This window comes from Paenibacillus sp. FSL H8-0104 (assembly GCF_038050215.1).
In the GTDB taxonomy this organism is placed as follows: domain Bacteria; phylum Bacillota; class Bacilli; order Paenibacillales; family Paenibacillaceae; genus Paenibacillus; species Paenibacillus amylolyticus.
In genome coordinates this window covers 2,982,715-2,998,281 of record NZ_JBBOTC010000001.1, presented here as the reverse complement: position 1 = coordinate 2,998,281, position 15,567 = coordinate 2,982,715, and the positions used below count along the sequence as shown (strand labels likewise).

The 15,567-nt window shown below is 47.4% G+C and carries 9 protein-coding genes; 2 read left to right on the top strand and 7 right to left on the bottom strand.

Features of this window, described 5'->3' with window-relative positions:
* Nucleotides 1–230: 230 nt before the first annotated feature.
* The 3 genes from cysI to NST38_RS13575 form a co-directional block, all read right to left on the bottom strand.
* Complete coding sequence (gene cysI, locus NST38_RS13585; protein ID WP_076249508.1) at nt 231–1,952, bottom strand: assimilatory sulfite reductase (NADPH) hemoprotein subunit; 1,722 nt, start codon at nt 1,950–1,952, stop codon at nt 231–233.
* A 53-nt stretch (nt 1,953–2,005) separates the two neighbouring features.
* Complete coding sequence (locus tag NST38_RS13580) at nt 2,006–3,841, bottom strand: assimilatory sulfite reductase (NADPH) flavoprotein subunit (RefSeq protein WP_076249509.1); 1,836 nt, start codon at nt 3,839–3,841, stop codon at nt 2,006–2,008.
* Nucleotides 3,842–4,060: 219 nt separating this feature from the next.
* The gene (locus NST38_RS13575) at nt 4,061–4,438 is read right to left on the bottom strand and encodes a winged helix-turn-helix transcriptional regulator (protein WP_341344266.1); all 378 of its coding nucleotides are present in this window, start codon (nt 4,436–4,438) and stop codon (nt 4,061–4,063) included.
* 190 nt (nt 4,439–4,628) lie between these two features.
* Between NST38_RS13575 and NST38_RS13570 the strand changes: the two genes are divergently transcribed.
* Nucleotides 4,629–5,189 carry an NAD(P)H oxidoreductase gene (locus tag NST38_RS13570; RefSeq protein ID WP_036670680.1) on the top strand — a complete coding sequence of 187 codons (561 nt, stop codon included), beginning with the start codon at nt 4,629–4,631 and terminating at the stop codon, nt 5,187–5,189.
* 192 nt (nt 5,190–5,381) lie between these two features.
* Here the strand turns inward: NST38_RS13570 and NST38_RS13565 are convergent, their stop codons facing one another.
* On the bottom strand, nt 5,382–10,607 hold the full coding sequence (locus NST38_RS13565) for an S-layer homology domain-containing protein (protein WP_076249510.1): 5,226 nt from the start codon (nt 10,605–10,607) through the stop codon (nt 5,382–5,384).
* Nucleotides 10,608–11,060: 453 nt separating this feature from the next.
* A complete protein-coding gene (locus tag NST38_RS13560) occupies nt 11,061–12,617 on the bottom strand; it encodes an ABC-F family ATP-binding cassette domain-containing protein (RefSeq protein WP_017688769.1) in 1,557 nt (518 codons plus the stop codon).
* A gap of 197 nt (nt 12,618–12,814) precedes the next feature.
* On the opposite strand from NST38_RS13560, the gene NST38_RS13555 reads away from it, so the two are divergent.
* Nucleotides 12,815–13,288, top strand: coding sequence for an SET domain-containing protein (locus NST38_RS13555; RefSeq protein ID WP_076249511.1), 474 nt, complete (start codon nt 12,815–12,817; stop codon nt 13,286–13,288).
* Nucleotides 13,289–13,520: 232 nt separating this feature from the next.
* On the opposite strand, the gene NST38_RS13550 is transcribed toward NST38_RS13555, so the two are convergent.
* Both NST38_RS13550 and NST38_RS13545 read right to left on the bottom strand, forming a co-directional pair.
* Nucleotides 13,521–14,141 carry a DUF1349 domain-containing protein gene (locus NST38_RS13550; RefSeq protein ID WP_256719956.1) on the bottom strand — a complete coding sequence of 207 codons (621 nt, stop codon included), beginning with the start codon at nt 14,139–14,141 and terminating at the stop codon, nt 13,521–13,523.
* A gap of 37 nt (nt 14,142–14,178) precedes the next feature.
* On the bottom strand, nt 14,179–15,525 hold the full coding sequence (locus tag NST38_RS13545; RefSeq protein WP_076249513.1) for a dihydrolipoyl dehydrogenase family protein: 1,347 nt from the start codon (nt 15,523–15,525) through the stop codon (nt 14,179–14,181).
* Between the last annotated feature and the right edge of the window lie 42 nt (nt 15,526–15,567).

Sequence of the window (15,567 nt, the reverse complement as noted above, 5' to 3'; positions counted from 1 at the left end):
TATATCTTGTTGAGCGTACTTCAACAAGTTAATACACACGAAATAATGGGAATAACTGCGGTGATTATCCATCTCCATTTGAAGATTAACCTCAGTTTATCCTCTTATAAATCTCTCAGCAGCAACTAACGTTACCTCTATTCACTCCATATATAGCAGACAAGAAGCACCCCATAAAGGAATGCTTCCGCCCTAAATCAGTCCTAATTTCAGTTATCTTACCCGGTCAATTAAGCGTGAAATTGTCGACCATCCAACACTTCAGGAACATAACCCGCACGAATGACAAAGTCTCCGAAATGTTCCCCTTCATTGCGCTCCTTGGCATACTGATTCACCATTGGAGTTAACGTGTCCAGAATCTCAGTTTCGCCAATGTTTTCTTTATACAGCTTATTCAAGCGATGTCCGGTGAAGCTGCCACCGAGATACATATTGTATTTCCCAGGTGCTTTACCGATAAATGAAATCTCTGCCAGCATAGGTCTTGCGCATCCGTTCGGGCAGCCGGTCATCCGAATGACAATTTCTTCGTCTCTCAGCCCGGCTTCGTCGAGTACAGGCTCCAGTTTGTCGATCAGGGACGGCAAGTAACGTTCGGACTCAGCCATCGCAAGGCCGCAGGTCGGAAACGCAACACAAGCCATTGAACTTCTGCGCAGCGCTGAGTAATGTGCACCATCAGTCAGGTTATATTGCTGAATGAGTGCTTCAATCTTTTTCTTTTTCTGGCCGCTAATATTACCGATGATTAGATTTTGGTTCGCAGTCAGACGGAAATCACCCGTATGCACTTTGGCAATTTCACGTAAACCCGTCATGAGAGGATATCCATCAACATCCTTTACACGACCATTCTGAATGAACAGCGTGTAGTGCCATCTGCCATTATTACCTTTTACCCAACCATATCGATCTCCGTTAGTCTCAAAATGATACGGGCGTGCCGCATCCAGTTTCCATCCCAGACGGCTGGTCAGCTCTTCGACAAACCACTCCACACCACGATCATCCAGCGTATATTTGAAACGAGCATGTTTACGAACTGCACGATCTCCATAATCACGCTGAATCATAACTGTTTTCTCTGCAACATCAATCATTTGCTCCGGCGTACAGAAACCAATGACTTTGGACACCTGAGGATAGGTTTTGGCGTCACCATGAGACATCCCCATGCCGCCTCCTACGGAAACGTTGAAGCCTTGCAACTTGCCGTTCTCCACAATAGCAATAAAGCCAAGATCCTGTGAATAGACGTCCACATCATTGGATGGTGGTACAGCAATACCGATTTTGAACTTCCGTGGCAAATACACTTTGCCATAGATTGGCTCAACTTCTTCGTCCGAGTCCTGGGAATCAACCACTTTCTCTCCGTCCAGCCACAGCTCATGATAAGCCCGGGTCCGAGGGTCCAGATGATTGCTCACCTGACATGCCCACTCATACACTTCAGCATGCACATCAGATTGATTCGGATTCGGGTTACACATCACGTTACGGTTTACGTCACCACATGCAGCCAGTGTGCTTAACAACGAATCGTTCACTTCGCGAATGGTGTTTTTAAGATCCCACTTCAGTACGCCATGCAGTTGGAAAGACTGACGTGTAGTCAGACGAATCGTCTCATTCGCATATTTATGCGCTACCCGATCCATCATCAACCACTGCTCCGGGGTTACAATCCCACCGGAAGCACGCACACGTAACATGAATTGGTATGCAGGCTCCAGCTTGGATTTGTGACGCTCATTACGCAGGTCACGGTCATCCTGCATATAACTACCGTGGTGTTTCATCAGACGGTTGTCGTCCTCTGGAATAGCCCCCGTGATACGATCAGCCAACGTTTCGGTCAGACTTCCGCGCAAGTAATCACTTTTGATCTTTATATCTTCCACATCGCTATTCGTGCGCTGTGGGTTAAGTAAGTTATTATAAACCATGCTGCTTTCTCCTCTCGTCTCTGCGGGATGGTGCAATCCGGCTGGGCCGGTGATTAATAGACGTCCCGCTGATAACGTTTCTCCTGCTGTAACCGTGTCAGATATTCCGATGCCTGCTCAGGCGATAAACCGCCTTCTTGTACAAGAATCGTGGTGAGCGCAGCATGCACATCATGTGCCATTTTTTTCTCGTCACCACAGATATATACGCTTGCACCTTCCTGAAGCCACTGGTACAGTTCTTTGCTGTGTTCCAGCATGCGATGTTGTACATACACTTTCTGTTCCGTATCACGTGAAAAGGCTACATCCATCTTCGTGAGCACACCATCTTTGAGCCAACGTTGCCATTCCGTCTGGTACAAGAAGTCCGTGGCGAAATGCTGATCTCCGTAGAACAGCCATGTCTTGCCCTCTGCTCCTGTTTCTTCACGCTCACCAAGGAAAGATCTGAACGGCGCCACACCTGTACCTGGGCCAACCATGATGATCGGTGTATCCGGGTTCTCAGGTAGCTTAAAATTCGGGTTATGCTGTATATATACAGGCAAGGTGTCGCCAGCTTCGATTCGTTCAGCCAGATGTACCGAGCATACACCGTAACGTTCTCTGCCACGTGCTTCATAACGTACCGAACGAACAGTAAGATGAACTTCATCCGGGAAAGACTTCGAACTACTCGCTATGGAGTATAGACGTGCCGGAATTTTGCGAAGAGCAGCTACAAATTCTCCGGCAGGAATCCCTTTCAGATTATAATCATGAACCAGATCCAGCAGATCACAGCTATTCATGACCGTGCGGAATTCGGAATCATCTGCGAGTAACGCTGTCAGGCCACTCCCAGGATTCAGTTTCGCAAGTTGTTCCACGACCGGTTTCGTCACAGCTGTAATTTCAAAATAACGCAGCAACGCTTCTTGCACAGATGCCTGATCGCCGTTTTTATTCACGGTCACACGTTCATCGGCATTCCATCCCATGGCTGCAATCAATTCATCTACAAGGCGCGGATGATTCTCAGGGAATACCCCAAGGCTGTCACCTGGCTCGTAATCCAGGCTGGAACCTTCCAAAGACAACTCAATGTGGCGTGTTTCACGGTCCGATCCTCTGCCATTCAGATTGAGATTCTCCAACACTTCAGCCTTGAATGGATTCGTGCGATCATATTCGGATTCCCCGCCGCTCACCGCAGCTGTAACAGCCTCCGTGGTTACCGTACTCGCAGTAGCAGATGTACTGCTTAAGGATGCCAGTACTTCATTCATCCACTCTGCAGCTGCTTCATCAAAATCAACATCACAGTCAACGCGTGGTACAAGGGCTGTACCACCCAACTCCTGCAATCGTTTATCGAAGTCCTTACCTGTCTGACAAAAGAACTCATAGGAGGTATCTCCGAGAGCCAACACCGAGTAACGAAGTCCTTCAAGCTTCGGAGCCCGTTTGCTGTTCAGGAATTCATGCAGCGGAATCGCATTATCCGGTGGTTCGCCTTCGCCATGCGTACTGACGATGATGAGGAGATTTTCAATTTTCTTGAGTCCGTTCGGTTTGAAATCTCCCATCGATGACAACGTTACCTGAAGACCTTGCTCTTCAAGTTTCTTGGCCAGCTTTTTCGATAGGCCACTGGAATTCCCGGTTTGTGAACCAAAAAGCACGGTAACTTCCCGGGATACTGGCGGAGCACTGACAGGTGCAATACCTGTAGCTGGTGCAGCCTGTACCAGGTTAGCTGGAGCCGCTATTGTCGCGCTTGCCTGAATTGCTGCAATATATCCGCTCAACCAAGTACGTTGTCCATCGGTCAATGTAGGAATAAGACGATTAAGCAGTTCAACTTGTTCTTGATTAAAAGGGCTGTTTGTCACTTGAAGTTCCACTGTTTGCCACCTCGCGCATTGCTTCGATTTTAATTCCGACTAAAATCATCACATTAATTTAATTTCTTCTCTCTAAAACCTAACACACCGGGTGTTGAGGGTCAATTTCAATGATTTTATAGCATTTATCAGTTTCGCTGATAAAGGACAAAAAACAACAAAAACCCTCCTTTTTAAATCAAGGACGGTTTTGTTATATTTTTAAATTTGGCAGCCAGCTCAAGTTGAAGTTGAAAGTGGAATATAGTCACTAAAATGATTTCCCAGCACTCTGCTTTTATCTCCGTATACTTTGTCCAAGTGATTCTCTCCCCATAGACATATGCGGTCAATGATGTCCTGCAGTGTCAAGCCGTACTCTGTCATCTCATACTCTACCTTGGGCGGAATCTGGGGATGAATGATCCGATGGATGATTTCATTCTTTTCCAGTTCACGCAGCTGCTGGGTTAAGACCTTCTGGGTAGTGCCTGGAATAGCTCTGCGAAGTTCGCTTGTTCGTTTTTTACCTGATATCAGCTGATGCAGAATAAGAATCCTCCATTTTCCACCGACCAGTTCCAGCATCGCCTGCACACCACTCTCATATTTTTTCATTTCTTGTTCCACTTGTACTCCCCCATAATTCACATATATGTATATCCGTTATTAAAAGTAACCGAAGAACCCCAAGGTATCTACAGCACTCTCAGGTGCGTACTTCTCAATAAGATGTCATGAAACTTATAATAACATTGGTCAGAATGTTTAACCAAAATAAAAAAGAAAAAAGGATGGTTACTCCTACATGAAAGTTAAACTGGTCGTTACTCACCCAAGACAGGATTCCCTAACATTTGCCGTGATGAATCGTTTTATAGAAGGTATGCAGGAGAATTCCCATGAAATCGATATCCTCGATCTATATCATGACGGATTCGATCCCCTATATCGTGTAGAAGATGAGCGAGACTGGCAAAATCCCGATAAACAGCATGCTCCTGTGATTCGCAAAGAGCTGGATCGTGTGCTTGCGGCTGATGCCATTGTATTTGTTTTCCCGATCTGGTGGTACAACGTTCCCTCCATGCTCAAAGCTTATCTGGACAAGGTATGGAACATGGGGCTGCTGAACAAGGCAAACTCCAAAAAGGCACTGTGGATTGCACTAGCTGGGGGAACGGAGGCTTCATTCCATAAATACGACTATTACAACATGATTTCCAACTATCTAAATAATGGGATCGCAGGCTATGCGAGAATGCAGGAATCCCGAGTCGAATTCCTCTATGAAACCATTTCAGAATCCAAAGAACATATCGAAAGCTTGCTGGAGCAAGCATATCAAATCGGCAAACATTACAATTAACAATTTGCAAATATTACAAATAACAATTCGCAGATATTACAGATAACAACTGCAAAACGATAGGAGGTTACTCGTTCCTTGGGTAACTGACTTTTCGCCCATGATGGGCGTACAATCAAGAAGGCTTACTCCAACCTGGGTTCCAGGTCAAAGTAAGCCTTCTTTTTCACACGCTACGATTCTGGTGTAACATCATTTCTTCCATACCAGTTTGCTCATCATCGCATATAACAACGTAGCCGATTCGGCTCGGGTCGATTCGGCAAGTGGTTTCACCTCACCGTTGTACCCGTGGGCGATGCCCAGATTCACAAGTAATGCCACACTATCCCGGGCATAGGAGCGAATCTCGGAAGCGTCGCGGAAACGAGTAAGGTTATCTGTTACAGCCGTCTCAGAGTCAACCAGTCCAGCCACCGCAAGTGCCCTCACTGTCAACGTCATCATCTCTTGACGAGTGATCGTGGACTCTGGCAAGAAGCGCCCGTCACCGGTACCACTCGTGATACCTAGCGAACGCGCAGCTGTAACTGCTTCGTAGTACGGAGCATTTTCGTTTACATCAGAGAACGCATTCCCGGATGCAGCATTCAAACCCAGCGCAGTCATCAACCATTGCATGTATTGGCCGCGGGTCATCTCCTCTTTTGGATGTAACTGCGTGGAATCACCGCTTGCCTCAGCATCAATTACACCTCGGACAGCCAAAGCCTCCATTGCTTTCTTGGCCCACTGCACTTCTGCAAGATCTGCGAATGTCTGCTCCACAGACACAACAGCATAATTTCCTGTGAGTGATGTGACGGAAAATACAAGTTGCCCGCTTTTTTGATCGTAGTAACTTTGCGGCAATGGGGTTGCCACACCGTTCGCTCCAATGGCAAATGCTACAATCCGATCCTGCTGAGCATTTTGTGAGGATTGGAAAGGCAGACGAAGTATTAACTGGCTTTCCGATGGCCATGGTTGACCATCCAGTTGAAGTTCAAGCTGGACTCCATATTGCGTGCCAAGCTGATCTGAGACTGTTTTTGACAGCTCCGTTCTGACCAATCGGATTGATGCAATCCCATCACCAACGATATCCTTCATTAACAGTGTCGCAGGAAGCTCCAACATTCCCAGCTCTGTAACAATGTTGAACACATGTGACTCACCCTGATCTATTAACGCAGAGGCAGGCAGAGATACTTCATATACCGTTGCTCCCGAAACCGGCTTCAGCCGAAGTTCGACCAAGCGCTGACCCGCATCTGTTAAGGGGGCAACTTTAAAAGCATCTTTAATCGTTGAAACATCCACGTTGGACTGCACTACACCCTTCTGATCAGACTGTCCCTGCAACTCCAGAACAGAACGGTCCTTCTCCGGTTTAGGTTGTGGTACCGCATTCTCTGCACTTGAGTTACCACTTCCGGATTGTCCACCATTGCTGGATGAACCAGAACCATTTCCTGGATTTCCACCGGAATTGCCACCTGAATTACCACCCGAACCAGGGTCCGTGCCTCCAGGGGAAGGAACAGATGCTGGCACCTTCACTGTCAACGGTATAGTCAGGGCTCTACTGTCGTCAGAAGTTCGAGTAATTTCCAACTCCAGTGTTACTGTTGTTTCCTTGGATGGTGGGACAATCGTTCCATCGGTTTGAATGACCGACGGTACCGAACTGGAAGCGATCTTCACCGTGAAACCTTGCGGCACGGATGGTAACTTCAGTTTTTTTGCACCTGCGGAAGGCTGTTCCAATGCTGTGATGCCTGTAGCTACATCGGCAGCGCTCTGCTGAGCCGTGTGCACCTGATAAGCGGAAGATACACCTCTCAAGGATTGCCCCGTCGCATCAAAAGCTTCCACTTTGTAATAATATTCCGTGCCGGGGTTCAGTTCACTGTCCGTGTACTTCCGTCCATTGCCACTGTAAACCACCTTATACTCACCTTGCTCACGATCTGAGCGGTAGAGCTTGTAGCTTGCTGTACCAAGATGAGCATCCCAGTGAAGCGTTGCGCTCGTTGAATTCAACGCATCAGGATTAAGACCAGCACTATCATTTGCAGGTGGAGCGGCGTCAGGTTTAACGATCATAATCCAGCTAATCATCGGGTCCTGCGATGCCGTATTGCGCACGGTCAACTCCAGCTTGTTGTCCGACACGCTGATGCCTTTCTGGGCTCTAACGTTGGCAGGCGTAAAAGTAACTGCACCGGTATTGGTGCCATTGATGATTAAATTCGCTCTGCGCGATGTATTGCTCCACGGATCGTTGAATCCGGCGTACACATCGTATGTCCCGTTTGGCACATCAAATCTATAGGTTAAGTCCGTGCCTTTAGGAGAATTGCTGACATTTCCACCGTTCAGATAACGTACGGTCGAGAATATATCCCCGCCATTCGAACCGGATGCCAGTGCATCTGCGCTGACATAACCCCAATTACGTCCCTCAGCCTGAGCGTACATCTGATCGGGCGTTCCCGGGTTGGCAAGCGTTCCTTTCATATAAGCACCCATGAGGCTATAATCAGCCGTTTCGTAACCTCCGCTGTTCACAAAATAGAGTGTATTCTCCGGAATGACGTTTACGTGAACTGCCTGCTTTTTGTTGTTATATTCCGGTGTGGTTACCTGTAATGTGAGCGGTCCTGGCTTAGCAAAATCTTCTGCCGTCATGGCCCGGTTATCAATCGTCCATACTGCTGGCGTTGATACCAGTGCTCCACCCTCGCGCACATTCAATGTTGTTGGCAGGGATGGGACTTTGCCTAGCGCCACGGCTTCTGGCAACGGATCAGCAATATCAACCTTGCCCATCGAATTCAGCAGATCAGGTGTCCAGCTGTTATACCACTTGATCGCGATGTCGGAGCCTATTCCAAACTCAATTGGCAAGAACACGTATTTTGCAGCATCATTCGAGAAATTGCCACCATTCCACGTATCCCCCACGTAAATGAATTTGCCTTTTTCCGGATCAACCGGTATGACAGAAGTCGTCTGTGTGCCAAATGCCTTGCCTGGATCAGGATCGGTTGGCAACGTGCGCACGAACGGATTGGTCTGCGTTGACCACGGGCCAAAGATGTTGTCCGCCACCGTCACTTTGTTTTCGTTAGGGGCCCAGCCAGAAGCTCCGGAAGTCAAAATATAATATTTCCCCTGATACTTGAACATCGCCGGTGCTTCGCGTTGCCCTCCCGGGAACACACGCACGTAATCGACGCCGTATTCCGCCTGATAGGTGGAATCTCGTACCGGATTGCCTTTGTCATCCGTTCGTCCTTCCTTATGCCACCCTGTTACGTCACTGTAGTCTTCATTCAGTTTGGAGATATAGAGCGTCAGGTTTTCCTCACTGGAGTAGATCAGATAGCCAGTGCCGTCATCGTCCTTGAACAACGTCATATCACGTGCCATACCCTTATCGGTTGGGAAGAAATCTTTCTCCCCTTCGGGAGCTCTGTCCATCCGGTAACTCTTCTGATACACAAAAGGCCCTGTTGGAGAGTCGCTGATCGCATAACCGGCCCGCGCCTTACCATAATTCGCATTATCGTTATAGGGGTCTTTGTCGCCATCCATGTGGGCCCACATCACGTATTTCTTCGTTTTGTCGTTGTAGATGACCTTTGGTCGTTCAATAATCCGTCCTTTGCGGATATCTGCCCAGATATCCACGCGGTCTTCACGCCCCGCATACAATTTGGAGATCAACGGGTCATTGTCAAAATCATCCATGGATTGAAGTGTTGTTAAAGCCATGCCTTCATCCTTCCAATTCATCAGATCCTTGGATGAATACACACGCACTCCAACAGCTGGCCAGCCGCCCTTATGATATTCGCCATACCAGTAATAGGTCTCCGTCTGTTCATCATAGAAAAAGCCAGCCCCATGAGCATCAATCGGCTTCCCGTCCAGATCTGGCCACAATTGCCCTGGTGTAATGCTTGTGCGAACTGTGGCAACACCCAGCGGTGCGGATGCTGGAGAAGTTACGCCGTCCACGGTCGCCTGAATGATGTAAAAATATCCTGTGCCCATCGTCAGACCGCTATCGTTAAACGTGTTTTCATTGCCACTATAGACCTGCTGATACGTACCCGTAGCACTGGTTGAACGGGACACGATATACGTTACATCAGATCCAGGCAAGACATTCCACCCCAGAGAGATTGATGTGTCCGTCACAGCTGTGGCAGCGAACTCTGCTGGAGAGTCAATGGAGTATGTCGTGGCTTCTGCAACAGTGAATGCTGACTCACCAGCTGCGTTATAGGCTGTTACGCGATAGCTGTAGCTGGTGCCCGGCTCAAGTGCATTATCCGTGAATGTGAGCCCTTTCCCTTCGTATATCTGCTCGTATTGCTCACTGCCAGATTCGGCCCGAACCACGCGATAACCAGTTGACTTGTCCACGGCGGGCCAAGATAGCTTCACACTCGTGGCATTGAGTGCTTCGGCCTTTAATTCGCCCGGAGCCTGTGGTGCTGCGGCTGTCGTCCGAACTTCCAGCGGAGCAGTCCATAATGATTCGGTTAGGCCTCCGTATTCATAAGCGAGCCTGTAATAATACACCGTATCCCCGCTTAATCCTTCATCCGTGTGTCCCATAGTCCCGGTATTGGTTACCAGGGAATAACCGCCTTCAGGCGTAGAGGAACGGTACAAGCGATAGGCTGATGCTCCCGCGATTTCAGACCATTGCAGTGAAACCGAAGAAGCTGTCTGCTCAGCAATAGAGAGCTGAATATCGTTCCCAGGCGGTTGCTCGGCAATGATCACGTCATCTGCATGTACCGACTGCCACTTATTCCGAATGCCCACGGTACCTGACCCGTATGTAGTATCGACCAGATCAAATACCAACCGATCGGAGCCGTTTTCCGCGATATACCCGCGAATGGTGGTACCTGATAACACCACTTTGAGTGTGTACCATGTGTTTTTGGCAAATGCATAGTCCACCGTTTTCAAAGTTGTGTCTGATCCGTTCACCCGTTTGGAGAAAACGAGTTTATTGCTAGGAACTTGCATTTGAAAATAGTAAAAGTTGCTCTTATCCTGAAACCGCGGCAATATTCCCGGATATCCCTGACCGGCTCCCGTGTAAAAGCGCATGGACACGGTCATGTCCGAGATGGAGTCTCCAGTAGAGATGATGCCTTCATTGGTATCGCTCTGGATAAGCGTGGAGTTGGACGCATCTGTCGGGTCAGCAAAGACTTCCCAGTTGCCCGAGCTTACATTCCACGCGGGTGATTCCGTGTAATTCCCATCCGAAAAATCGTCCTGCAACAATGTGGTGGGTATACTGCTCAGATCGGCATACGCCTTACTCGGTAGCATCAACGGTCCCGAAGACAGCGCAAGTGTTGCTGATAACATAAATATCATGGGTTTCCTGAGTTTATCCAATGTTCATTCTCTCCTTTGGCGTGAAAGATGAAAGCATGGTTCTTGTATGCGCGATGTTGTTGTTCAGCCTATACTCAGCAACCAGTGGTCAGTAACGAGCTTTTGTCCACCTCCTTATTTTAATGAAACCGGTTTCATTGGAGTGCAAAAAAAGACCCGTCTTCCCTTCTAAGTGCAATGATACCCATACGGAATACCGTGTTTTCTTTGCCCCTATGCAGTGAAACAGGTTTTTAATATATAAATGTAATCGCTTTCCTGAATTATATTATTGCCTTATTCAAGCTGTCAACTGTGAATTGGGTTCAAACATTTTTCGTTAAAACCACGTAAAAAAGGCGCGAGTTCTGCCTGTTTTGCAAGCAAAATTCGCGCCTTTTCTCACGCTTCGAGCTTGTTCGCAAGCTCGCACATGATTCGTAATCAAAAGCGGACTTTTTGAACAACCTCTATTTAGAATACTTTTGTTGTCCACGACTCACAGTTCCACGTCTCCGTAACGACATCACGGTAGAATTCCGGTTCGTGGGAGATTAGAAGAATACTGCCTTTGTAAGCCTTGAGCGCACGTTTCAACTCTTCCTTGGCATCTACGTCCAGATGGTTCGTCGGCTCATCGAGTACTAGCAGGTTCGTTTCGTTATTGATGAGCTTACAGAGACGCACTTTGGCCTTCTCACCACCACTTAGTACAGCTACCTTGCTCTCAATGTGTTTTGTAGTCAAACCACATTTTGCAAGTGCAGCACGCACCTCGAATTGGGTATAGGAAGGGAACTCCTGCCAGATCTCTTCAATACATGTATTGTAGTTGGCATCCTTCATCTCTTGCTGGAAGTAACCAATCTCCAGATGTTCACCTCGTTGAACGGTTCCTTCCAGAGCTTGAATTTCACCCAGAATACTGCGCATCAGAGTTGTTTTACCGATTCCGTTCGCACCAACAAGGGCAATCTTCTGTCCGCGCTCCATACGCAGATCCAGTGGTCTGGACAACGGTTCGTTGTATCCAATTACAAGACCTTTGGTTTCGAAAATGAGCTTGCCGGATGTTCTTGCATCACGGAAGTTGAACTGCGGTTTCGGTTTCTCCTTGGCGATCTCGATGACATCCATCTTGTCGAGTTTCTTCTGTCTGGACATCGCCATATTACGTGTAGCAACACTTGCTTTGTTCCGCGCTACAAAATCCTTGAGGTCAGCAATCTCTTGTTGTTGGCGCTTGTAAGCCGACTCCAGCTGCTGTTTTCTCATCTCATGCACTTCCTGGAAGTGATCATAATCGCCCACATAACGAGTTAGATTCTGGTTCTCCATGTGATAGATCAAGTTGATAACACTGTTCAGGAACGGAATATCGTGAGAAATGAGGATAAATGCATTCTCATATTCCTGCAAATAACGTTTTAACCATTCGATATGCAATTCATCCAAGTAGTTCGTAGGCTCATCCAGCAGCAAAATATCGGGTTTTTCCAGCAGCAACTTGGCAAGCAGTACTTTGGTACGCTGTCCACCACTCAGGTCATTAACGTCTTTGTCCAGACCGATATCCGTCAGACCCAGACCACGTGCGGTTTCATCCACTTTGGCATCGATCATGTAGAAATCCTGGTTTGTCAGCGTATCCTGAATCGTACCCACGTCTTCAAGAAGTTGTTCAAGTTCCTCCGGGGTAACATCGCCCATTTTGCCATACATATCATTCATTTCCTGTTCCATGTCAAACAAATACTGGAACGCGCCGCGAAGTACGTCACGGATTGATTGGCCTTTGTTCAATACAGCATGCTGGTCCAGATAACCAACACGCATCCGTTTGGACCACTCCACCTTGCCTTCATCCGGCTGAAGTTTTCCTGTAATAATGTTCATGAAGGTGGATTTACCTTCACCATTGGCCCCGATCAGACCAATATGTTCGCCCTTCAAGAGGCGGAATGAAACGTCGTTAAAGATAGCACGGTCACCAAAACCGTGACTTAATTTTTCTACATTTAATATACTCATTCATGACACCTTTTCTATATAGACTTAATTCTTTGTATATTATAAGCGTTATATCCTGCACAACTCAACGCCATATTAAAAATTATTGCACCTTTTTGTCTGAAATTTGCCTTATATGAAAGTATGGGTTAAAATTTTGCCTTAACGAATTACTATTATATAGAACGGAGCTCTTCGAAGAGCATCAGGTGAAGATTATGATTGAAGTGAAACAATCCAAGTTGGGTGATGGTGGTGAGTTTAACCGCGGGGTATTTGCTACCGTTGATATTGCCAAAGGAACGCTTATCCATCAGGCACCCGTTGTGCCTTACCCAAATGAAGATCATGAGCATGTCGAAAAAACGATTTTGGAAGATTACGTGTTCGAATATGGGGCGAATCATACCGCCATTCTGCTCGGCTATGGCAGTCTGATCAACCACTCCTATGAACCTAACGCTACTTATGATATCAATTTTGATAACCACACCTTTGACTTCTACGCGTATACAGACATCAAAGCTGGGGAAGAAATCGTAATCAATTACAACGGTGAGGAAGACAGTATGGACCCGTTATGGTTCCTCGACGATTACGAGGAGCGTATGCTGGAGTTCAATAAGTCCAATGATGATGAGGGTGAAAAAGAGACCGAAACCCAGTCCCTGGATACGGACACGAGTAAATAAACGTTTAACTCAAGTAAAGTTCGCAAGCACTCTATTGTTTGTGCGAAAAGAACTCACTGACCCCGGTGAATGATGAAATGAGTAACTGGAGACTCTTCACAGTCCAAAGTTTAAACACAAAAAAATAAGCAAGTCCTCCGTTAATGGAAGACTTGCTTATTTGTGTTGTCTTGCTTTCTAAGCCAGATACACCTGTTCATGTTTCATTGTTTATCGTGCATCTTAACTTGTTTTAATCCGTCATCGGCGGATCTGTATGCAAGTCTTGATCGGGTGTCGTGGATATCCACTTGGTAAAGGCTACCTCGAATCCTGCACGTTTCGGTGAACACAGAAATGGACCAGCGTGTTTGTTCGTTGGATAGGCAAACCGTGCAACCCGAATCGTACGCCAAGGATGCTCATCTGTGCGAGCACGAATGACAACAGCCTCATTACTGTAGGAGGCTCTGATTGTTACGATTCGTCCACCCCACTCTGGCACAGGAGAGAGTGACCAATCCGAATACGTATCCGTCACGACGGCTCCAACATGTGCCACGCCATCATTGACCTCAACTCCGGCCTTGATCCATTGGTCTTCTCCGTACCATAACATTAGTCCCGCCTGATCATATAATTCGGTGAATGAGCTTAGATCAAACGATACCTCAATCGCTTCCGTTCCGTCCCATGGAGCAAGCATGGCATGTCCATCCCGATGACAGAACCCATAGAATGTGTTCTCCCAGAAGTCACTGCCTTCCCGAGCTTCCACAACGAAACGATCCCCATCCATTCGTGCAGCAACGGGTTCCTTCGTCCACTTGCCTTCATGAAGCCCAATAAAATCCGATGACATCGTTGTTTTCATCCTTCCTTCCGTCCCAAAGGGGAGTTCATCATCACTTCTAAATTAAAGAACCCAGGTCCGATGCAGCAGTAGGATATGCAAAATTCATGGTGTTTAACTGATCGATAGTCAGATTGAATTGAATCGCCATTGCAAAAAGGTTGATCAATTCTTCTGTTTTGCTCCCGAGCACATGCGCACCCAGAATAAGTCCGGTTGATTTATCGATCACCACTTTGGCCATGGCAAATTTTTCATGAGTTCGCTTGTAAGTATACCATTTCGACATATCATTTACCTGCACCTCGTAGCCCTCTTTCTTGGCTTGTTCCGTGCTCATACCTACAGCTCCAAGGGCAGGGACAGTAAACACAATGGAAGGCATCACTTTATAATTTGGTTTGTGTTGATTTCCCTCCAACAAATTAAACGATACCGCGCGGGATTCCTGTCCAGCTAGCGGGGTCAAAGGCAGTCCTTTTGTGTCGGTCACATCGCCAGCAGCATACACTCGTGGATTGCTTTCACTTTGCAAATACTCGTTCACCGTAATCCCCTTTTTGCTGTAGCTGACGTTGCCATTCTCCAATTCCAGGTCATCCACATTGGGAATGCGCCCGGCTCCGTGCACGACAAGTCCGCACTGCCACTGGTGATCTGCACCATTGCGTCTACCATGAACGACATAGGCGTTCCCCTCTTGCCGTATGGATTTCACCTCCGCGTTCAAGTGAACATGAATGCCGATCTCTTTCGATTTTTGCAACAAAGCTTCCACCAGCTCCGCATCAAACGACTTCAGAGGCTGCTCACTCCGATGCAGGATGTGGACTTCCGTCCCGGCTCTGGCCGCAATATGCGCAAACTCAAATGCAATGTATCCACCGCCTACCAGAACTAAACGATCCGGCAGCTGTTCCAGATCCAGAAAGTCATCACTATATAGAAGATGCTCCGAGCCCTCAATCTCAAGTGGCGCAGGTCTTGCACCGGTAGCAATCAGGATGTGTTTGCCATGGAGCACTTCTTCTCCAACTTGAATATGATCTTCATCGACAAATGAAGCTTTACCATGGAACGTATCCATTCCGGCCTGTTTGAATTGATCTTCACTTGCTCTAGGTATGCTCTCGGTAAAGGTGCGTTTAAAGGCCATAAGTTCAGACCAGTTGATGGTCGCCTGTCCCTGAATTCCTTTCCCTTGCATCCGTTCATTCCAGTCAATCAGCTCCGCGGCTCCGGCCAGTACTTTCTTGGGATCACAGCCACGCAGTGCACACGTTCCGCCGAACTCACGTTCATCAATTACAGCGATTTTCCAGCCTGCTTCAGCGCAACGGGTGATAACAGAGCTTGCCGCGCTTCCTGTTCCAATCGCAATCAAGTCATACGTTTTTTGTGTCATCATGGTTCCTCCTCATCCTTTTGGTACATCTGTTGCAGGAAT